General features: G+C 49.8%; 19 protein-coding genes and 1 pseudogene. 15 read left to right on the forward strand and 5 right to left on the reverse strand.

From position 1 onward, the window contains the following. The 6 genes and pseudogenes from C8R14_RS13810 to C8R14_RS11585 all read left to right on the forward strand — a co-directional run. Window positions 1–195, forward strand: a pseudogene (locus tag C8R14_RS13810) (IS481 family transposase); the annotation flags it as partial. A gap of 314 nt (window positions 196–509) precedes the next feature. Then, window positions 510–2,282: a gamma-glutamyltransferase gene (gene ggt, locus C8R14_RS11565; RefSeq protein ID WP_011634880.1), complete on the forward strand. Its 1,773-nt coding sequence runs from the start codon at window positions 510–512 to the stop codon at window positions 2,280–2,282. Window positions 2,283–2,409: 127 nt separating this feature from the next. After that, entirely contained in the window at window positions 2,410–2,817 is a 408-nt protein-coding gene (locus C8R14_RS11570; protein WP_011634879.1) for a pilin, read from the forward strand. 142 nt (window positions 2,818–2,959) lie between these two features. After that, entirely contained in the window at window positions 2,960–4,507 is a 1,548-nt protein-coding gene (locus C8R14_RS11575) for an O-antigen ligase family protein (RefSeq protein WP_011634878.1), read from the forward strand. 665 nt (window positions 4,508–5,172) lie between these two features. Then, on the forward strand, window positions 5,173–6,669 hold the full coding sequence (locus C8R14_RS11580) for a histidine kinase (protein WP_011634877.1): 1,497 nt from the start codon (window positions 5,173–5,175) through the stop codon (window positions 6,667–6,669). Window positions 6,670–6,720: 51 nt separating this feature from the next. Then, window positions 6,721–7,353, forward strand: coding sequence for a response regulator (locus tag C8R14_RS11585; RefSeq protein WP_011634876.1), 633 nt, complete (start codon window positions 6,721–6,723; stop codon window positions 7,351–7,353). Between the two features lie 30 nt (window positions 7,354–7,383). Here the strand turns inward: C8R14_RS11585 and C8R14_RS11590 are convergent, their stop codons facing one another. Then, entirely contained in the window at window positions 7,384–7,605 is a 222-nt protein-coding gene (locus tag C8R14_RS11590) for a nucleotidyltransferase family protein (protein ID WP_011634875.1), read from the reverse strand. Between the two features lie 176 nt (window positions 7,606–7,781). Here C8R14_RS11590 and C8R14_RS11595 point away from each other — a divergent pair, with 176 nt between their 5' ends. Genes C8R14_RS11595 through C8R14_RS11620 form a run of 6 tightly spaced genes read left to right on the forward strand, consistent with a single transcriptional unit; the run spans window position 7,782 to window position 14,693 of the window. Next, window positions 7,782–8,339 carry a GspH/FimT family pseudopilin gene (locus tag C8R14_RS11595; protein ID WP_011634874.1) on the forward strand — a complete coding sequence of 186 codons (558 nt, stop codon included), beginning with the start codon at window positions 7,782–7,784 and terminating at the stop codon, window positions 8,337–8,339. After that, on the forward strand, window positions 8,317–8,811 hold the full coding sequence (gene pilV, locus C8R14_RS11600) for a type IV pilus modification protein PilV (protein ID WP_011634873.1): 495 nt from the start codon (window positions 8,317–8,319) through the stop codon (window positions 8,809–8,811). The genes C8R14_RS11595 and pilV overlap by 23 nt, the downstream gene beginning before the upstream one ends. A gap of 8 nt (window positions 8,812–8,819) precedes the next feature. Next, the gene (locus C8R14_RS11605) at window positions 8,820–9,893 is read left to right on the forward strand and encodes a PilW family protein (RefSeq protein ID WP_242500169.1); all 1,074 of its coding nucleotides are present in this window, start codon (window positions 8,820–8,822) and stop codon (window positions 9,891–9,893) included. A 25-nt stretch (window positions 9,894–9,918) separates the two neighbouring features. Continuing rightward, the gene (locus C8R14_RS11610) at window positions 9,919–10,770 is read left to right on the forward strand and encodes a pilus assembly PilX family protein (protein ID WP_011634871.1); all 852 of its coding nucleotides are present in this window, start codon (window positions 9,919–9,921) and stop codon (window positions 10,768–10,770) included. Between the two features lie 14 nt (window positions 10,771–10,784). Further along, window positions 10,785–14,213: a pilus assembly protein gene (locus C8R14_RS11615; RefSeq protein ID WP_110332624.1), complete on the forward strand. Its 3,429-nt coding sequence runs from the start codon at window positions 10,785–10,787 to the stop codon at window positions 14,211–14,213. Between the two features lie 45 nt (window positions 14,214–14,258). After that, entirely contained in the window at window positions 14,259–14,693 is a 435-nt protein-coding gene (locus C8R14_RS11620) for a type IV pilin protein (RefSeq protein WP_166485013.1), read from the forward strand. Window positions 14,694–14,701: 8 nt separating this feature from the next. On the opposite strand, the gene ppx is transcribed toward C8R14_RS11620, so the two are convergent. The 3 genes from ppx to rpiA form a co-directional block, all read right to left on the reverse strand. Continuing rightward, window positions 14,702–16,237 (reverse strand): exopolyphosphatase, encoded by a 1,536-nt coding sequence (ppx, locus tag C8R14_RS11625; protein ID WP_011634868.1) that lies wholly within the window; start codon window positions 16,235–16,237, stop codon window positions 14,702–14,704. Window positions 16,238–16,262: 25 nt separating this feature from the next. Next, entirely contained in the window at window positions 16,263–16,982 is a 720-nt protein-coding gene (phoU, locus tag C8R14_RS11630; RefSeq protein WP_011634867.1) for a phosphate signaling complex protein PhoU, read from the reverse strand. 193 nt (window positions 16,983–17,175) lie between these two features. Beyond that, the gene (gene rpiA, locus C8R14_RS11635) at window positions 17,176–17,835 is read right to left on the reverse strand and encodes a ribose-5-phosphate isomerase RpiA (protein WP_041353815.1); all 660 of its coding nucleotides are present in this window, start codon (window positions 17,833–17,835) and stop codon (window positions 17,176–17,178) included. Window positions 17,836–18,004: 169 nt separating this feature from the next. On the opposite strand from rpiA, the gene mutL reads away from it, so the two are divergent. Further along, window positions 18,005–19,831 (forward strand): DNA mismatch repair endonuclease MutL, encoded by a 1,827-nt coding sequence (mutL, locus tag C8R14_RS11640; RefSeq protein ID WP_011634865.1) that lies wholly within the window; start codon window positions 18,005–18,007, stop codon window positions 19,829–19,831. A gap of 59 nt (window positions 19,832–19,890) precedes the next feature. Here mutL and C8R14_RS14450 read toward each other — a convergent pair whose 3' ends face one another. Next, a complete protein-coding gene (locus tag C8R14_RS14450; protein ID WP_373605816.1) occupies window positions 19,891–20,049 on the reverse strand; it encodes a hypothetical protein in 159 nt (52 codons plus the stop codon). Between the two features lie 607 nt (window positions 20,050–20,656). Between C8R14_RS14450 and C8R14_RS11650 the strand changes: the two genes are divergently transcribed. Next, a complete protein-coding gene (locus C8R14_RS11650; protein WP_011634864.1) occupies window positions 20,657–21,373 on the forward strand; it encodes a hypothetical protein in 717 nt (238 codons plus the stop codon). Continuing rightward, entirely contained in the window at window positions 21,363–21,506 is a 144-nt protein-coding gene (locus C8R14_RS13605) for a hypothetical protein (RefSeq protein ID WP_166484974.1), read from the forward strand. Before C8R14_RS11650 ends, C8R14_RS13605 begins: the two co-directional genes overlap by 11 nt. Window positions 21,507–21,662 lie beyond the last annotated feature (156 nt).

Raw genomic sequence — 21,662 nt, forward strand, 5'->3', positions numbered from 1 at the left:
AAACGGTATTATTACGACTCACACGATCAGTTGAAGGCCCATCTCCATCGCTTTGTGATGGCTTATAACTTCGCCAAAAGACTAAAAGCTCTCAAAGGCCTAACACCCTATGAATACATCTGCAAAATCTGGAAAAATGAGCCAGATCGTTTTATCTTTGATCCATTCCAGCACACCGTGGGACTAAACACTTAGAACCTGTTCAATATCTCACTGAAGGGCGCATTGCGGTGTTGAAATTGAACTCAAAATGCTCACATACTTCAAGTATGCTCCGCTTTCTCGTTCAATTTTGCCTTGTGCTAGTTTCTTCGCTAACATTTTTTAGAGATTCCTTGACGCATGTTGTGAAATTATAAAATCTGCAACTTAGCCAAACAATTGTGAATTACCGGGCAGCGTGCTTTCTCGTGGGAGAGCATGCTGTCTATCATAACCACTACCCGCCATCCCATTGCGTGGATTGCCGGCTGCATTGAGCAGCATGGGATTAAAAAAGGAGTATCCATTTGCTCATTCGCAACCTCTTCTTGCTGTTAAGCAATATTTCCCTGATTCTGCTGACGGCATGCAGCACGACTCCAACCGTTCCGCTAACGACCCCCCCGTCTGTATCACAAACTACCGCAGCCGCAATAATCTACGACTGGGATATGGATATATTCCATCCTGTCGTGGCGCGGCATGGCATGGTGGCCACCGAACAAAAGCTGGCTTCCAGAATCGGGGTGGACATTCTCAAAGCGGGCGGCAATGCGATTGATGCCGCCGTGGCGATTGGCTTTGGTCTGGCGGTAACGTTACCCAATGCGGGCAATATTGGCGGCGGGGGATTTATGCTGGTTCATGACGCCCAAACTGGGCGATCAACCGCGTTGGATTTTCGTGAAACTGCTCCGGCAGCCGCCAGCCGTGATATGTATCTGGATTCGGCAGGGAATGTCATAAATAAAAAATCACTTTTCAGTCACGCAGCGGTGGGGGTTCCAGGTACAGTTGCCGGAATGATCCACGCATTGCAACGCTGGGGCTCCATGCCGCTGGCAAAAGTGATGCAACCGGCGATCACACTGGCGGAAGAAGGTTATCCAGTCAGCAAAACGCTCGCTAAAGGGTTGCAGTATTCAGCGGGCAACATGGGGAAGTGGCCAGCCACCCGGGCAATCTTCTGGAAAAATGATATGCCGTTGAAAACGGGTGATAAGCTGGTACAGCAAGATCTGGCCAATTCGCTGCGTTTAATTGCACGCGATGGCGCCAGGGCGTTTTATGCAGGAGAGATTGCGCATAGGATTGCTGCGGATATGGCCAGAAACGGCAGCCCGATGACAATGGAAGATCTGGAAAATTACCGGATAACTGAGCGCGAGCCGGTACGTGGCACCTATCGCGGTTATGAGATCGTTACCATGCCGCCGCCTTCTTCAGGCGGTGTGCATCTGGTACAGATGCTTAATATGCTGGAGCATTGGCCGCTCAGGGAGTGGGGGCACAACAGTGCACGAACGATTCATCATATGACGGAAGCCATGAAGCTGGCTTATGCTGATCGATCTGAATATCTGGGAGATCCGGATTTTGTCAACGTCCCGCTCACTGGCCTGATCAGCAAAGCTTATGCTGAGGCGCTGGTATCACACATTGATCCGGATCACGCTCGTGTCGCAGAGGCCATCAAACCAGGCCAGCCGCAATTCCATGAAAGCAATCAGACTACGCACTTTTCGGTGATGGATTCAGCCGGCAATATGGTTGCCGTCACTTATACGCTCAACACCAATTTTGGCAGCGGTATTGTCGCACCCGGCACGGGCATCGTGCTCAATAATGAAATGGATGATTTTTCAATCAAACCAGGGATGCCCAACGTGTACGGCGTCATCGGCGGCGAGGCCAATGCGGTTGCCGCAGGCAAACGCCCGCTTTCATCCATGACGCCTGCGTTTGTTTTCAAGGCGGGCAAACCCTGGTTGGTGACTGGCAGCCCCGGCGGGCCACGCATTATTACCACGGTGTTGCAGCAAATCGTAAACGGTATCGACTTTGCCATGAATCCTGCTGAAGCAGCCTCAGCTGCACGCTTCCACCATCAGTGGACACCGGACGAACTGCGACTGGAAAAAGGGATTTCGCCTGATACCTTGCGTCTTTTACAGGAAAAAGGGCATCGCATTGTTATCAAGCCCACCATGGGCCGTACCCAGACTATCCAGCTGCACGGTGATGAACTTTGGGGCTATTCCGACCCGCGCAATCCAGATGGAGCAACCGTGGGGTTTTGAGGGGCCGTCGAAATTTTTCTAAAGCCAAAAAAACGATCGCCGTTATACTCCCCAGCAGTATTCATCAGCGCACCAAGCTGTAACCAGCGAATTCTATTTTATTTGTTAACAAATGGAGAACCCAACCATGCAACACAATCAACAAGGTTTTACTTTGATCGAATTGATGATCGTCGTCGCGATCATCGGCATCTTGGCGGCCGTGGCGATTCCGGCTTATTCTGATTATCAGGCTAAAGCCAAGGTAACAGCCGGTCTTACTGAAATTGCAGCAGGAAAGACCGCATTTGAGAGTCGTGTCAATAACGGTGATACAGTTTCTGCAATTGGTGATGTTGGCCTCACAACTCCAACTAGCAACTGTAATATTTCTGTTACAGATTCTACAATCGTATGCGAGCTTATCCATGCGCCATCTCAAGTTATCAGTAAAAAGATTACCCTGACGCGTGCGGCGGATACTGGTGTTTGGTCATGTGCAACCGATGCGAATAATAAATATGCTCCGAAGAGCTGTCCTGGTAACGGTTCTTAATCAGGTTTCCTAATTATTATCCAACAAAACCCTGCTTTGGCAGGGTTTTCTGTTTCTGGTGGTATGCAGATGACGATCTTTTTCCGACGGATGGGTTAAAAGCACTACTTCTCTGCTTATTTTCTATAACGAGGTATTTATCATGGGCAAAGCTATGGTTGATGGCCAATCTAATTTCTTACCCCATTCGTTGCTGTACGCAACCACACCAGGCCAGAAAAATCGTATTGTCTGGCCATATCGCATCGCGAATCTGCTGATGATCGCTACGTTGGCGCTGGTATCAACTCTGCCATTGGTAGTCTGGTTGGAGAATACGCACTGGCATGATCAGCAGCGTATTGGGCAGATATTAATGCTGACAATCACTGTGATTGCCGCTCTGCTGGTTTTTGGCCTCGGCAGATTGCGCGCACCGTTGCTGTTGAGTCACACGAATCGTCGTCTGCTTGTGCTGGTAATAGTCGTTGCCGGTGTTTCCGCATACCTGGCGCACCAGCCACTCTGGGCATTTACCGAGCTGGCGCTGGGTGTGGCCAGCCTGGGGTTGGCCTGGCTGGTGGCTTCCCTGCGGCGCTTATATGCCGTACAAAATACTGGTGGCCACACGGTAGATCGCATACTGCTGGCAACGTTGTTCTTTATCTGCGCCGGGCTGGTGGCACGCTTTGACGTATCCTATCTGGCCGCTATCACGAATGGAGAAGGCATACTGGATGCATGGCTGCTGGTGGATGGTTTCTCCAATCCCCGTTTCTTTGGCCAGTTTTTGACGCTGGCATTGCCGTTGCTGGCAGTTCCATTGCTGGTTGAGGGAAATCTGCGCCGCTATGCGCTGGTGGCGGGCGTATTGATCGTGCTGGTATGGACAACAGCAATTGTATCGGGGACGCGCGGCACCTGGCTTGGCCTGGCGTGTGCAACGGCAGTACTTGCTTGTATCGGGCCGATTGGACGCCGTTGGGCAATGCTACATGTTGCAGCCGCCTGCGTTGGTGTGGTGCTGACATGGGTCATGATGACAGTGATTCCCGCAGCACTGGATATGTCAGTAGCTCACCATGCCGCTTCCAAGCTCACTACCTCGCTTTCGCTGCGCGACATTATCTGGATTCAGGCAATTGAGGAGGCGCTGAATCATCCATTGCTGGGGATTGGCCCGATGCAGCTTGCGGATCTTCCGAACGGCGTGGCTGCTCACCCTCATCAAGCCTGGTTACAGTGGGTGGCTGAACTGGGCCTGCCTTCAGCCGTACTGGTAACCTGGTTGGTCATGCGTGGAATAGGGAGGCTGGTGCCTGTGTTGCGCGCCCGCGCGCAATCAATGCAAGAGCAAGATGTGCTCCGTTTGTGCCTTGCTGCTTCAATCATTGCTGCATTAACCCAAGCGATGGTAGATGGTGTGCTGGTGATGCCTTATTCACAGTTGTGGCTGGCATTACTCGCAGGCTGGCTGATTGGTTTGCAGCCGCAAGCTGTGTCACCTGGTTCTGTTACGTTTGCACCTCGCCGTATGTTTTTCTCATGGCTGGCTATCCTGGCCGCTGCAGTAGCGTTACTGGGTTTTGTTGTTGTGCGTGATTATCCAGATCTTGAGCAACGGGAAGAGATATACGCCAAAACCTTTGGTAGTCATCTTCAGCCACGATTCTGGTCGCAGGGAATAATTGCACTTGATGCCAATAAATAAATACATAAAAAACGTTAGAGGTATCGATAGATTCTGATAATAAATGACAAAATCAAAGATTTTTCGCGGTGCTTATTGATCTGCGGGTGGATGAATCAGAAATTCCTCGGAGCAACCTTTGACGCTGCCTTGCTGTTTCCTTATGTGAAGCTTTTCAAAATCAATCTTCATGCGTCTTTGGGCACCTCGAAAAACCTATAAATTTTGAAAAGATCTGTATATAAAAAATTGATTTTACAGTCAATTTTTTTAGAAACGGAATTTTCGAGGTGGCCCTTTGATAGTCCGTGTCATCAGGATGCATTTTACCTAACGTCCCAGCGTATCAGAGCGCTGCACCAACTGATGCAGTAACAAACCCCGTCCTTACCTTCTTCCTGCTGCTTTTCTTCTATTCCTTGCTGTTTTCAGTCTTTGGTACATTCTGAAAGCATGTTGTGTACCTCCTGTAAATTCTGAATTTCATCAAATATCACTTGTGGTATTTGCCTGGCCCGCTTCATTTCGCTCACTCTGTTACACTTTACCAATATATTATTCTGATTACAGATATAAGTTTATGTTTTTAATGTTAAAAGATTAACAGTAGCTACATCTGTATGTCATTGTGGCATTATCTGGTTGGTTGCCAGTTAGTTGGATGTGTGGGGAGTTGAATAAGGTTGATGGTACGGACACTTGCAATTCTGATGGTTGAGCCTACGGCAGCGGAGGGTGAGCAGGTACGTGGTTTGCTGGAGCAGGGCGGCCTGTCAGCCCAGGTGCATTGTGTGACGACAGATGCGCTGCCGGAGGTATTGCAGCAACAGGAGTGGGATCTGGTGCTGGCGGGTGATCATCCGGATTTGGGCGTGGTGCCGGTACTGGATTCATTGACGGAACTAGGGCTGGATATTCCGGTAATTGTGCTGGTTTCCCGGCAGGATGAGCAGGCCACAGCATGTTTATTTGCTGCGGGAGTACAGGATGTATTGCTGAAATCGGACTCGATACGGCTGATGGCAGCCATCCGGGGTTGCCAGCGGCATATTGAACATTTGCAAGATTTGTGCGAGGCGCAATCCGCACTGGAAAGAAGCGAAGCCCGTTTTCGTGCGATTGCTTCCAATCTGCCGGGGCTGGTGTTCCAGTTTGTACTGGAATCGGATGGCGGCGTTTTCTTTCCGTACGTCAGCGAGAGTTCCAGAACATTGCTCGGGCTTTCTCCCGATTACCTGCAGAAAAATCCGGATGCATTTGCTGGCTTGATTCTGACGGAAGATATGTCGGACTACGATCAATCGTTACAGAACTCGTGCAAACAGCTTTCGGCGTGGAATTGGGAGGGACGTATTCAGGCGCGGGGAGATGCTGATGTGAAATGGATCAGCCTGCGAGCTACACCGCGCCGGACGCCGCGTGGTGCCGTGTTGTGGGATGGAATTATGCTGAATATTACGCGTAATAAACAGATCGAACTGGAAATTGCCCGATCGCGTGCGCAATTGGAAGAGCTTTCGGCATATTCGCAAAAAGCAAAAGAGCAGGAGCGCACACGGATTGCCCGCGAGATTCATGATGATATTGGTGGGACTCTGACGGCGATCAAGTGTGAATTGGTGCCTTGCCTGGATAACTCCAGCCGTGCGCCGGAGTTTTATCGCAACAAGGCCGCAGCGGTGGAATCGCTGGTGGATATGGTGATTGACAGCACGCGCCGGATCGCGCTCGATTTGCGACCAGGTGTGCTTGATTGCGGGATTGTAGCCGCGGTGCAATGGCAGGCCCGTGAATTTAATCAGCGTACCGGGATTGCTTGTGCTGTGGTGTGTGATGATGAGGAAATTTCACTGGATGGAGATCTGGCCGTGGCGATTTTTCGGGTTTTTCAGGAAGCGCTGACCAACATCGCCAAGCATGCGGATGCATCGGAAGTGCGGGTGAAATTGTCCGAAGCGAGTGGCGAAGTGTATCTGGAAGTGGCAGACAATGGCTGCGGCATTACGTACCCGGATATGGAGAAGGTAAATTCGTTCGGCATACGCAGTATGCGCGAGCGCTGCCAACAGCTTGGCGGGCGGTTTCATATTCAGGGTGAACCCCAGACGGGTACGGGGGTGATGATCTGGATTCCGGTGAATGGGCAGTCTTCATCGTCTTATCAGGATGAGTGGCCGGATTGAGGGATGAAACATGAGACAAGGAATGTCAGCTGATAGGGTGAGGATGTAATCATGATCAAGGTGATGATCACTGATGATCATGCAATTGTGCGCCAGGGGCTCAAGCAGATTCTGAGCGAGACCGGTGACATCAGCGTAACCGGGGAAGCGGAAAGCGGTTTCCAGGCGATGAAGGTTGTGCGTCAACAGGATTTTGATGTGATGTTGCTGGATATTTCATTGCCAGATCGGAACGGGCTGGATGTGCTCAAGCAAATTAAGAAGGAACAGTCGAATCTGGCGGTGCTGATGCTAAGCATGCACAATGAAAGCGAGTTTGCGATCCGTGCCCTCAAGGCGGGGGCGGCTGGTTATCTGAACAAGCAGAGTGCGCCGGCGCAACTGGTTACCGCGATTCGTCAGGTTGCATCCGGCCAGAAATTCATTACCCCTGCGCTGGCAATGGAGCTGGCAAACGCGATTACCTCGAATACAGATCGGCCGCTGCACGCTTCATTATCCGACCGGGAATTTCAGACGTTGTGCCTGATTGCTTCCGGCAAAGGGCTTTCCGAAATTTCAGAAGAAATATGTCTGAGCCCGAAAACTGTCAGTGTTTATCGTGCCAGGTTATTGGAAAAACTAAAGCTTACCAACAACAGCGAATTAATCCGCTACGCCATCATGCATCACCTGGTCGATTGACCCTTTCCTGCGCTCTTTGAGCCAATTACCTTAAAATCCTCTTTGGTCAAGCCTTCCACGAAGCCGCAGGCATCGGTAGCGGCCTGCTGCATGTGGCCCAGGCAGCGCATCAACCAGCAGATCAATGTCGCTGCCATCCCGATCATTGCCATGCAACACTGAGCCAAAAACGCGTGGGTTCGCCACGCGAAAGCGGCTCACCACTTCGCGCACCGCACTTCGCTTCATGTCAAGCACAACAGATGGTCGCATAGGTATCCTTTCTTATTGAAACTCGTAGGTTTTTCAGAAGTGGCCTAAAGTTTCCATAGGTAATAGCCGTTGATCCGCAATGTAACCGGAAGAAATACAGCGATCGGGTTCATTTTTTCACTGGGGCACTAATCCGGTCAGGATCACAAAACAGTTTTATCTATGGAAACAATGAAATGACTGTATCTATCAGCAAGGGTTTTACCATGGTTGAGCTGATGATCACTATCAGTATTGCCTCCATCCTGCTTGCCGTGGCTGTTCCAGGCTACCAATCCCTGATGCGGGAATCGCGCTTGACCGCACAAGCCAATGAACTGATGACTGCGCTGCACTATGCCCGTTCTGAAGCAGTGAAGCGGGGAGGGAGAATCACCATCTGCAAAAGCCCGGATGGTGCAACTTGTAATGACGGTAGCTGGCAGGATGGCTGGCTGGTTTTTAGCGATGCGGGTACGGCTGGTGCTGTCGATAGTGACGATGAAATATTGAGAGTCTTCCCAAAATTGAATGGAAGCTCATTGAAAGGTGGGGGTAATTTTAGTAGCAGAATTTCATATTTGCGTAATGGGCGTAGTCAAGGTAATAACAATCTGCCAAATGGAACATTTACCTTATGTAATCAGAATGATGCACGCAAAATTGTGATTAATGTTTCTGGTCGGGCAAGAGTAGAAAAAGCGGGATGTCCGTCAAACAAGGAGTTTCTCGATGAGAGTAAAAATGATGGCTAAGCAGAATTCTTCTTCTGTGCATGCTCAAGCTGGTGCCGGCATGATCGAAGTGCTGGTGGCCATCATTGTTCTTTCGATTGGACTGCTTGGGCTGGCAGGGCTGCAAACCGCCGGATTGAAGAATAACCAGAGTGCTGGTTTCCGTTCAACTGCCACCATGATGGCATACGGCATTCTGGACAGTATGCGGGCAAACCGGGTTGCAGCGGGAGAAGGTAGCTACAACCATGCGATCTCGGAAGATACTGCTTCAGAGGATGAAACGGAGGAGGAGACGGAGGAGGAAACGCAGACAGAAGCCGGGATTCCCGGGGATGTTAAACCCTGGTTGGAAGAGCTTGCTCTGCGTCTGCCGGATGGTACCGGCGCTGTTAATGTGGATGCTGACAATAAAGTGACCATCACCATTCAGTGGGATGACAGCCGTGGTGCATTGGCCGCGCAGCAATTTGTCATGACTACCCGGCTGTAACAGGTGACATGAAAAGTATGCGGGCAAATCAGGCATTCAGTCGAAGTCAGCATGGCCTGACGCTGGTAGAAATGATGGTGGCCATGACCATCGGGTTGGTGCTGCTCGGTGGTGTGATCACCGTGCTGACTGCCAGCCAGCAGACTTACCGTGTTAACGAAGCAATGGCGCGTATGCAGGAAAACGCGCGCTATGCCTTCCAGCTTTTGTCTCGCGATATTCGTATGGCGGGATATCGCGGCTGTGTGGGTGATGTTGTTGCTATAACCAATGTACTTAATAATAAAAATGATTTTTTGTGGAGATTTGATCGGCCTCTGGAGGGATTCGAAGCAACCAGCGCAAGCGGCTGGACACCTGCTTTACCGTCTGAAGTAACTTCTCCATTGAAGGGAGGAGATGTAGGGCGAGATGTCATTGTGGTAAGAGGAGTAGAGGGTAGTTACGCCAGAGTAATTTCCCATGCATCTGAGTCGGCCGATCCAGGAGTTGAATTAGGTAGTGATTTTGGAAAAGAACTACAAAATTATTTTGATAAATCGAATCCTAAATCGCCTTTTATAGTACTGGTAAGTAATTGTCGAAACACTGCCATTTTTCAGGTGACCGGTATTAATAATATATCTGATAAAAAGTTTTTGGAGCATGCTACAGGTGGTAGCAGTGTAGAGCCAGGAAATGAAAAAGAGATGGGTGAAATATTTCTCAACGGAGAAATAGTACGAATTAGCACCAGGGCTTATTACATTCGGAATAATCCAGGAAAAATCCCTGCTCTGTATTGGAAAAAAGGGAAGGATGATGCCGATGAACTGGTTGAGGGCATTGAAAATATGCAAATTCAATACGGTGAAGATACCAACGGGGACAGGGCTGTGGACATTTATCGCACAGCGGATCTGGTGGCAGATTGGGAGAATGTTGTCAGTGTACGCATCGATCTGCTGGTGCGATCCGTGGAAAATAATATTGCCACCCAGCCACAGACTTATACCTTTAACGGTGAGACCGTAACACCGACTGACCGGCGGTTGCGACAGGTATTTTCCACTGTAATCTCGTTGCGCAACCGCGCTCCCTGATGATTCTTCCTGGAGAGTAGAAAACATGGATGCGGATTTCTCGGCAGATTCCGGCAACAATAAAGATCAGTTTTTTAAACCCCGGCAAGTTGCTTCACCGGTGGTTCGTCACGTTTCGTTCACGGTTAGAATCCGGTTTCTTCACAATCATTCAGGTGGATCATCGCAAGCAGTGCCAGAACCTTCCGTGATCACACCACGCACCAGAACCTACCGGCATCACGAGTTACGCAACAGCGGGATGTTCCAGCACCTTGTCACCTGGTTATCTGGATTACTTCCTGCGCCATCGCTTGGTGGTCGCAATGACAGAATAAATGTTGCTTCCACGCAGCGGGGCGCTGTATTGATAACCGGATTGATTTTCCTGGTGGTTCTGACATTACTCGGTACAACTGCTCTGCAGAGCACGATTCTGGAAGAAAAAATGGCAGGCAATCTGCGTGATGAAACACTGGCTTTCCAGGCAGCAGAAGCGGCGCTGCGATCGGGAGAACGGTTTCTTGAACAGGTCACTATTCCGGAATTTAATGGCTCAAACGGGTTGTATCACCACGCCTGCTCTTCAGCGTCAAATCCTGATACAGAGGGCGAAGAGGTAGATGAACCCCATTCATGCTCACCAACACCAGATCCTGTCACTGGAATGGCTTGGGATGCTGATGATAGTAGAGAGATTGATGTCACCATGGATGGTGTGGCCAACCAGTCACGCTATTTTATCGAGCAGCTTCCCAGTGTTCCACAGATGGGGGACGGAGGGAGTGCGCAGCAATCCGGTGCATCGCTTAATGCAAATATGTTTCGCATCGTGGCGCGTGGAACAGGGGGTACAGAGACAGCTATCGTTTTGTTGCAAAGCACTTATCGGCGGTAGAAAAGGAATTGATGATGAAAACTGTTCTTAGCGTGATAAGAGCCTGGATGTTCATGGCGTGCTTCCTTTGCATGCTGATTCGCGCCGAGAGTGCGGGAGCAACATTGCCACTATCTGATGTGCCGTTATTTTTGACTACTGCAGTGGATCCCAATGTTATTTTTACACTGGATGATTCCGGCTCGATGCAGTTTGAAATCATGCCGGATAGCCTGATTAAATCAAGTGTGCGCTTTGTTTACCCCAGAGTAAGCAGTACTTATGGGGGCGACAGTTACAGTAATTACGTAGTCGGCTTTGATTTGAATAATAAATATACAGCTTCTCTGCGCTCCAGCCATGTCAATAAAATCTACTACGACCCGACCGTGCGCTATCTGCCTTGGAGCAAGGCTGACGGGTCGTTAATGGATAACGCAAGCATCACTTGTGCCCCGCATAACCCGTTCAATACTGCTGCGGGTTGCCGTAACCTAACCGTGGACAATACACAGAGTGCGGCCTGGCTCAAAGATAATGGTTCTTTGACAGATACAGAATCTCAAACTTTTTATCCGGCTGTCTATTTTCGCTACAAAGGAAGTGGGAATTACAACTTAGCCAGTAGCTACGCTCAGGTTGAAATCAAGCCGGAAAATGCCCCTTTTAATGGAGGGGAAAATCGGACTGATTGTGCTGATTCATCGGCGTGTATCTACGCTGAAGAAATCCAGAATTTTGCTAACTGGTACACCTATTACCGTTCCCGGATTTTACTGGCGCGTGCCGGTGTCGGCCGAGCTTTCGCGGCACAGGGCAACAGCATGCGTGTGGCTTTCGGTGCGATCAATAAAGGTAGCAGCAGTAGTAATAAGATTGATGGAATATCGACGAGCACACTGATCACCGGAGTCAGGCAGTTTGCTGGACAGGAGCGTGAGGATTTCTTCAACAGTCTGTATAACCATATTATTCCAGCTGCTAATACACCATTGCGTAGAGCAATGCAGAGTGTCGGTGAATATCTGAAGCGCGCCGACGATAAAGGGCCATGGAGCACTACGCCGGGGCAGAGCGGTGGTAGTCAGCCGGTTTGCCGACAGAATTATCATGTCCTGATGACAGATGGTTTCTGGAACGGACCCAATCCTTCCGAAATAGGCAATGCGGATAATACGGACGGCAGCAAACTCACTAATCATTTTCCCAATACATCACCAGCCACTTATCAGTACAAACCGGCACTGCCGTACAAGGATGGCTTTAGTAATACCTTGGCCGATGTGGCGATGCATTACTGGAAAACCGATTTGCGTACTGATCTGGATAACAAGGTACCGACTAATGCCAATGATCTAGCATTCTGGCAGCATATGGTCAATTTCACTGTCGGACTGGGAGTTGAGGGTACGTTAGGTGATTTGTTACCAGGTAGCTCCGGTGGGCCAGCAGCCTGGCCGGATCCAACGGATGCTGATGCTTATAAGATCGACGATCTCCGGCATGCAGCGGTCAATAGCCGTGGGGAATTTTTCAGCGCGCAGGATCCAGCCGCTTTTGCCGCTGGATTGACGAATGCGCTGACCAATATTACCGCTCGGGTCAGTTCAGCCGCTGCAGTAACGACCAATACCAGCCGGCTTAATACTGGCGCACAGATTTATCAGGCAAAGTTCAACAGTGCTGACTGGAGCGGGCAACTGCTGGCGTTTAATCTGGAAGCTGATGCCTCACTGGGACTGCTGCAATGGGAGGCTTCTGAACAATTGCCGGAACATGCCAGTCGCAAGATTTTCACCCATAACGGTACTGCTGGCCTGGCATTCAGCATTGCTAATTTTTCTTCATTTTCAGCAGCACAACAGACCGCGTTGGATACAAGTACAAATGGGGTCAATGATGACCAGGGATTACAGCGATTAGCCTGGCTGCGTGGGGATCAAACAACAGAAGTTGGGCAGGGCGGCACATTTCGCAAACGTAACAACGGCGTACTGGGCGATATCGTCAATTCCGATCTATTGTTCGTCAAGACTCTGGATTTTGGTTACGACGCATTCCTGGACGGAACGCCAGGGAAGGCGTCCTATTATGCCTATGTGCAGTCGAACAACAGTCGTATTCCAATGGTTTATACCGGGGCGAATGATGGCATGCTGCATGCTTTCAGTGCTGAAACCGGCAAAGAGCTGTTCGCTTACATTCCCGCTGCTGTTTATCCTCAATTAAGTAAATTGACTGATTCCGGTTATGTGCATCGCTATTTTGTTGATGGCAACACCTATGTCGGAGATGCCTACATTGGTGCAACACCCGCCTGGAAAACAGTATTGCTGGGAACGCTGGGAGGGGGCGGTAAAAGTATATTTGCGTTGAATATTACCGATCCAGCCAATTTCTCTGCATCAGATGTGATGTGGGAATTTACCGATGTGGATCTGGGTTTCGTTCACGGTCAGGCAAAAATTGCACGATTGAATGATGGTTCCTGGGCGGCAATCATCAGTAACGGTTACAACAGTACCAGTGATAAGGCGTACTTGCTGATTGTTGATCTACAAACAGGGGCACTGATCAAAAAAATTCCAACCAATAACAGTACAAATAATGGCCTTTCCAGCCCGGCACTGGTGGATACCAATAACGACAAGATCATTGATGTTGTTTACGCAGGGGATCTGCAGGGCAATGTCTGGAAATTTGATTTGTCAAAAAATAGCTCGGCACAGTGGGATGTGGCGTATAAATCTGGCAGCGTTGGTGTACCCTTGTTTACGGCCAGGAATACCAGCAATCAGGTACAACCAATTACTTCTCCTTTGGAAGTGGGCTACCACAAACAGGGAGGGTATATGATTTTCTTTGGCACCGGCCAGTTCATCGCCTCCGGTGACGCCACCGATAAAAAAGTGCAAAGTCTCTACGGTATCTGGGATAACAGTAGCTGGATTTCAGAAACAGATCGCAGTGTATTACAGCCGCAAACCATCCTGACGGAAACCGTTGTTCCTCCTTTTGAACGTACCATATCCGATAATGGAATAGACTGGTCAGCCAAGCGTGGCTGGTATATCGATCTGCTGCAACCTCCGGAAGGGACACAACAGGGCGAGCGTTCAGTCGTTATGCCGATGCTGAATTTCGGGCGGATTATTTTTACCACGCTGATTCCTTCCATCGATCCATGCGAAGCGGGCGGGCGTAACTGGTTGGTATTACTCAATGCTGAAAATGGGGGAATGATTTCTCCGCCGCAGTTTGATACCAATGGGGATGGCAAGCTGGACGGTAGCGATCGAATCATTGCTGCCGTAGGCTCAGATGGAATTCGTAGTGAATCGGTTGCTATCAGTGCCGGTAGCTTGACGCATCTGATCGCGGCAACTACCACAGGGGCAGTGGAGAAAGTGACGATCAGCAACGGCGCTCCGCCGCCGCGCCGATCCTGGAAACAGATACAGTAAACAGATACAGTAAACAGGAGGACCAGTTAAATGAACCTGGCTCGGATGTATACGAAAAATCACGGCTTTACGTTGATCGAGACGATGATCGTGGTGGCTATTATCGGCATTCTGGCAGCGATTGCCTATCCTTCCTACCAGGAGCATGTACGGCGGGGTAATCGGGTGGAGGTCAGCAGTATTCTGTTGGAAATGGCACAATTGCTGGAACGCAATTACACTGAAGCTAATCGTTATGATCAGACTAGTGCGGGAGGCGATTTTGCATTGCCGGTGACGCAATCACCGCGAACGGGTACGGCAAAATATACTATCCGGTTTGCAGAAGGCACTCCAACACAAAATAGTTATACGCTGGAGGCGGTGCCGACAGGTTCTATGGCAAGTGATACCTGCGGTACCTTGTCGTTGACTCATACAGGTGTGCGAGGAGCAGGCGGAGTGACAGGAGCAGAAGCTATTGCCAAATGCTGGCAGTAAATAAGCTATCAGGCTGCACCCGATCGGGTGCGATGATGTTCAGTCAGGTTTTCAATACGCAGGTCAACATCAACTTTTGCCCAGGTCTTGATTTCATTATTCAGTAGCGTATCGGTCAGCGGATAGCGTTCCAGCCAGGTTTGCGGAATGCGTAATGTGCAACGCCTTCCACTCATGGATAGCATCAAGGCTGGCAAATCAACCTGGGTACGGCTGCGGTAAAAAATTGTAGCGATACGCAAGGCAACTGAACGAGCAAGGTTAATGGGGTGGCTAAGGAAATCCCCGGTTTTGGCAAGCGAGCCATGGTGCGATAGCACCAGCTGACCTAACTGGGATTGCTCCATTCTGGAAAAGCCAGGCATATCGGCGTTATCGAGAATATAAGCAGAATGTTTGTGGTAGCCGGTATGGGCCACCGAAATGCCGATTTCATGTAAACGCGCTGCCCAGGAAAGCAATTTCAGTGCATTCTCAGCTTTTTCCTGATCGGGGTAATCCGCCAGGAGTTGTTTGCCAAGCAAAATCGCAAGTGATTCAATCCGGGTTGCCTGCTGCAAATCCACCCGGTAGCGCTGCATGAATTCCTGTACGGAGACTTCACGCATATCTTCTTTGTGAAAGCGCCCCAGCATGTCGTAGAGTACACCCTGACGCAGTGCGCCGCTGGCAATTTCCATACGCTTGATCTTCAGCTCTGTAAAAATAGCGCTCATGATGGCAAATCCACCCGCAATAATTATTCTGCGGCTGGGGTTTAAGCCTGGAATTGCCAGCTTTCTGAGATCACCTGTTTTAAGCAGGAATTCGCGCAGTTTTTCCAACCCTGCGAGTGTGATGATTTCTGCATCATCGCTGTCGTTATAGCCGTTTATTGCGAGGATGTGTGCCAGTGCGCGCGCGGTGCCGGAAGAGCCATAGGCTTTTTGCCAGTATGATGAGGAGAACTCAGCGGTGGCGGCCTGTATTTCGGAACGTGCGGCCAGCTCGGCATATCTCAGCGAGTCTTTGGTGAGCTTCCCATCAGGAAAAAAATACTGGCTGTAGCTGATACAACCAATGGGAAGACTTTCCAGTTTGCTGGATTTCAGTTGGCTGCCGATGATCAGTTCGGTGGAGCCACCACCAATATCGACGACGAGCAGAGCGTCATCCGAAGGAGGCAAGCTGTGCGCCACACCAAGAAAAATCAACCGGGCTTCTTCGTAGCCTGCAATGATTTCGATAGGAAAGCCCAGTGCATTTTCAGCTTTTTGCAAAAAACCTGCTGCATTTCTGGCAACACGCAGCGAGTTTGTGCCCACCACTCTGACGGCATGATACGGCAGTCCCCGTAAACGCTCGCCAAACCGTTCCAGGCAGGCGAGTGCACGGTTTTGTGATGCCTCGTCCAGCGTCTGATCTTCGGATAATCCCGCTGCAAGCTGTACCATTTCTTTCAGATTATCCAGCAGGTAGAGTTGCTTTTCTTCTACCCTGGCGACCTGCAGATGAAAACTGTTGGAACCCAGATCAACGGCAGCGAGCGTTGAGTATGCGTGCATGATGCGGGGGCTGGTTCTGAACGGTTTATTTACTGACTTCGCGTTCAATTTCATCCGCCGATACATGGCGGACATCCTTCCCCTTAACCAGGTAGACAATATATTCCGACATGTTTTTGGCATGATCACCGATCCGTTCGACTGCCTTAGCGGCAAACAATATTTCGATCGCGGTAGAGATTTTGCGGGGATCTTCCATCATGAACGTAATCAAATGGCGGATGATCGAGCGAAATTCCTCATCCACCTGTTCATCCTGGCGCACGATTTCTGCGGAGGCGTTCGGATCCAGCCGGGCAAAAGCATCAAGCGCCTTGCGCAACATGTCGATGGCAATGGCGGCAATATGTCGTATCTCAACAAAGCGCGGCATGTGCATGCGATCTGCAGCGTAGATCAGCTTTGCCATACGGGCGATCTTGGTCGCTTCATCACCAATTCTTTCCAGATCAGTAATGGTATTGATCACGGTCATGATCATGCGCAAATCAATAGCGGTGGGCTGCCTGCGCACGATAACCTGGGAACAGAGCTCATCGATCTTTATTTCCATGGCATTGACGCGATGATCATTGTCAATGATCTGTTCAATCATGTGCTCGTTACCGTCAGTCAATGCCTCCACTGCGTTCTTGATCTGTTCCTCGACAAATCCGCCCATCTGTAATACCCGTGTGCGGATTTCTTCGAGATCAGCATCAAATTTTTTTGAGACATGTTCTTTATTAATCACGTTATTTACCATCTTTTTTCTCCTGCGCGTTCAAGAAACCCATCTTAAGTTCGACAGTTCCCTGGAATCTGTTCAAAGTCTCGATCAAGGGATGCAGTGCCAGGCAAAATTGAACGAGAAAGCGGAGCATACTTGAAGTATGTGAGCATTTTGAGTTCAATTTCAACGCCGTAATGCGCCTTTCAGCGAGATATTGAACAAGTTCCTAGATCGTAATGGTTTCCACGCCCTGATCAGTACCCATCAACAGTACATCAGCGCCTCGTCTGGCAAACAGGCCGTTGGTCACCACCCCTGTGATCTGGTTGAGCGTGCTTTCCAGTTCAACCGGATTCATGATATTTAGATTATGTATGTCGAGAATCACATTGCCATTGTCAGTGGTGAAATCCTGACGCCAGGCTGGTTGTCCGCCCAGTAATGCAATTTCCCGGGCGACATAACTGCGTGCCATCGGAATCACCTCCACCGGGAGCGGAAATTTTCCCAATACCTTGACCAGCTTGCTTTGATCAGCAATACAGATAAACTTCCGAGCGACGGCTGCAATGATTTTTTCACGTGTCAGTGCGCCGCCACCACCTTTGATCATGTGCATGTTCCGGGTAATTTCATCTGCGCCATCAATATATACCGGGAGGTCAGCAACAGAATTGAGGCTCAAAACCTCAATGCCATGTTGCTTCAGACGGGCTGCGGTTGCTTCGGAGCTTGCCACGGCCCCTTCAATCTTGTGTTTGATTTTGGCCAGTTCATCAATAAAAAGATTGGTGGTCGACCCTGTTCCGATACCGATGATTTCACCTACCTGCACATACTGCAGGGCTGCTTGTGCCACTGCCTGTTTTTGTTCGTCTTGTGTCATGATGATTTTAATAATTGGTTCTTGAAATAGTGCTCTCATTGAGAAGGATTCAGAGCGCTTGCGCATCCTTCCCCTGTTTGACAGCAAGCGTATCATAACTTGGTGACAGTATAATTACCGATTCAGTGAGTTTTTCCGCATATTTATTCTATTCCAGCCCCGGTTTTCAATGCGCGCGATCAAATTACTTCCCGATGGATTAATCAGTCAGATAGCAGCTGGAGAAGTCATCGAACGCCCGGCTTCAGTGCTGAAAGAATTACTGGAAAATTCCATCGATGCCGGTGCGACTGAAATTACGGTCAATATCGCACAGGGTGGATTGAAACTGATCCGTGTGACCGATAACGGCAGCGGCATTCCCGCAGAAGAACTGCCGCTTGCACTCACACGTCACGCAACCAGCAAAATTGCCAGCCAGGAGGATTTGCACAGCATCACCAGCCTGGGATTCCGGGGGGAAGGGCTGGCCAGTATCGCGTCAGTTTCGTATTTGTCGCTCATCAGTCATCAACCCGCTGGCAAACATGCCTGGGAAATCCGCAGTGAGGGGACACGGTTAATGTCGCCGGAGCCTTCATCCCACATGGCGGGCACTACGGTTGAAGTCCGGGATCTGTTTTTCAACCTGCCTGCCCGCCGCAAATTTCTTAAAACAGAAGCTACAGAGTTTGCCCACTGCGAAGAAGTTTTTCGGCGGATGGCACTTTCCCACGCTGATATTACCTTTACGCTGCGGCACAATGGAAACCTGCGCAGCCACTGGCAGGCGGCAGAGGCTGCAGAGCGCATCGGAGCCGTGCTTGGCGAGGAATTTTCCGGAGCGGCTACCTGGATGGACGAACAATCCGCCGGCATCGGCCTGCAGGGGATGCTGGCATTGCCCGCGTATTCACGTGCCACCCGCGACATGCAGTATTTTTTTGTTAACGGACGCTTCATCCGCGACAAGCTGATTACCCATGCCCTGCGTGAAGCCTATCGTGATGTGCTGCACCTTGATCGTCATGCCGCTTTCGTGCTGTATCTGGCGATTGATCCTGAACAGGTGGATGTCAACGTACATCCGACGAAAACCGAAGTCCGCTTTCGCGAAGCGCGGGCCATCCACCAATTTATTTACCACGGCGTCAGCAAGGCGCTGGCTCTACCCCGCTCGGGTGTAGCATCCTCCTCGCCTGTTGGGGCCGTGTGGCCAGGTGCGCAGGATGCATCTGTTGATCCAACGCGCACCGGTTTTACACCGGCTGTGCCGACGTTGAACTACCCCAGGCAAGCACGGCTGCCATCAGAAAGGGTGGCGCAGCCTTTTAACTTTTATCAGGTTCTAACCGGCGGAGAATCCGGCGCCACTGCCATGCAGAATCAACTCCGACAAACCGGGGAAGGGGAAAGCGATGAAAATCCGGCCATGCCCCCGCTGGGCTTTGCGTTGGGGCTGCTTCGCGGCATCTATATCCTGGCGCAAAACCAAAAAGGATTGGTGATTGTAGACATGCACGCCGCGCACGAACGCATTGTCTACGAGCAGTTGAAGACACAACTGGATCAACAAGTATTATCCGCACAACGATTGCTGATACCGGTTACATTTCACGCAGATAGCCTCGACATCGCGACAGTGGAGGAAAATCAGGCGCTTTTGCAGCAACTGTGTTTTGAAGTGAGCACGCTGTCCGCTACCACACTTGTTATACGCACAGTCCCCACCACACTGCAGCATGCTGATGCGGAAAAACTGGTACGTGCTCTGCTGGATGAAATCAGGAATGGCGATCCCGCTCAACTGCTTGCCGCCCGTCGTAATGAATTACTGGCCACCATGGCCTGTCACGGTGCCGTTCGCGCTAACCGGCAATTAACGCTGATTGAAATGAATGAACTGCTGCGCAAAATGGAAGTAACCGAGCGCTCGGATCAATGCAATCACGGCCGACCTACCTGGTTTGAAATCAGCCTGGCTGAACTGGATAAAATGTTTATGCGCGGCAAATAGCCATGGGCTCATTACTTCTAAAAGCTTATTTATCTTGCTGCTTGAGATCGCGATAAAAATCATCGTGCGGATGGACCAAAGGACAGCAGTTTCAGGCAATCCTCATCGAGAATACGATAAGCCAGCATGCATAACTGATTCGATAATCGGACTTGTCGACTCGAATGCCTTGCAGATCTTTCAGGATGGTGAGTAATGGCACGCGCTGCCTCGTTCAACTTGGATTGCTGTGGAGGGTGTAGTTTTTTTAAAGCGCGCTCGAAGGTGGGGGTAACAAGCCCACTTGTGGTTGACGTTGCCAGACAGCCATTTGCAATGCATCACAACAAGCCAATCTTGCTTTCATTCTTGTGCTCATCCAGCCAACCACCGTCAGATCACACACCGTCTGGATAGTAATCGACAGCCAGAAATCCCCGAACAGCCGGCATACACGCCAACCACTTCAATACGAATGGGTCATCCAGGATCAGGATTCTGGTTATTGATCTATCAGCCACCATCGTCCCCACCGTAATAAACAGATAATTCCTCCTTTACTTGTTGATTAAGATCAACTTCAAACGCAGCAGAATACCTGAAACCTCATTTTTGAAATTTCAAAAGAGTTGATTGACTCCTGATCAGGGTAGCAAGCCACCGCGAAGCTGACCGAATGAGCAAGGCATAATCAAAACAAAAGATGGCGATATTTCATTCATGAAGTTTTTTAATTCAAAATCTTACTGAATAATGCGTTTTGTTATACACCCACTTACAAAGAAGTATGCACCGCTTACGGTGCATACTAAATATTAGCTGGCATTAGAAAATGGGGAGATAACCTTGGACTTAGAAAACATAATCCAAGACGTTGGTGATGCGCGAGCAGCGGGTGCATTGAAGACACTGCTCAAAAGATTTCTTGATCCAGCATTCGGAGCGTTGCCTAAGTCCGAGATTGAATTACTCCTCTTGGGAGCTCTTGAAGAAGTTGGGGCCATATCTGCTGAACCGGGTGTATACGAGCTCGTTTCAAAACTGCGGGTTACCAGAACTAAAGCTCGGAATCTTATCTACGAGAGAGAACTGAGGCGGCTTACTCCCGCCGAGTTGGATTCTCGGGTACGGAATCTATTAAAACGCCCAATCATCCAAAAATCCGGGGATCAATTTGTTCTGGAAGTGGAGAATCCTCTGATCTCAGACCATCTCCGCTCAAAGATACAGGATCTGGGGCATGTATCTGACGGCTCATTCTCACCAAGTATCGTAAAGCTTCCGCTGGATGCCATGGTCGCGTTGATAGAATTCTACATTCCTAAGGATCAGCGAGATCCTGTTAAGGCCGCGTTAGTTTCGGCAGGGGCTCCGGATACGTCGTTCAAAGGGGTTTTGAAAGCGGTATTGAAGAAGGTAGCAGGTAAAGTTGCATCGGATACCGGTGAAGCTTTGCTTAAAAACGCATCGGAATACATCTCGCCAATTGTTGATGCCATTGTTACCGGCCTGACTGACAAGATTGCAGAAGTGTTCCCGGCGGGAGGTGGAGATGCTGGCTAACAAATTGTTGCAGCGGACGTTTAACCCGCTGCCCATTTTTGCTGCTGCAAAAACAGGTATCGCCTCAAACGCAGCTAAGCTCAGGCGTTATGACCCTACTAAAAACAAGTTCTATATAGGAGAAGGATTTTGATCGAGAAAACGCATGCGGTAGATGAAGTGTTCGGAATAAATCGAGATCTTCCTCTAAATTATGAACCGCCCCGGGTTTTGAGGAGGCTCCACTATCTGAGAAGATGGAGCCATGAACAAATCAAATAAATATTCCCCCGAAGTAAGAGCGCGCGCA

It is taken from the genome of Nitrosomonas eutropha, assembly GCF_003201195.1.
GTDB classification, from domain to species: Bacteria; Pseudomonadota; Gammaproteobacteria; order Burkholderiales; family Nitrosomonadaceae; genus Nitrosomonas; species Nitrosomonas eutropha.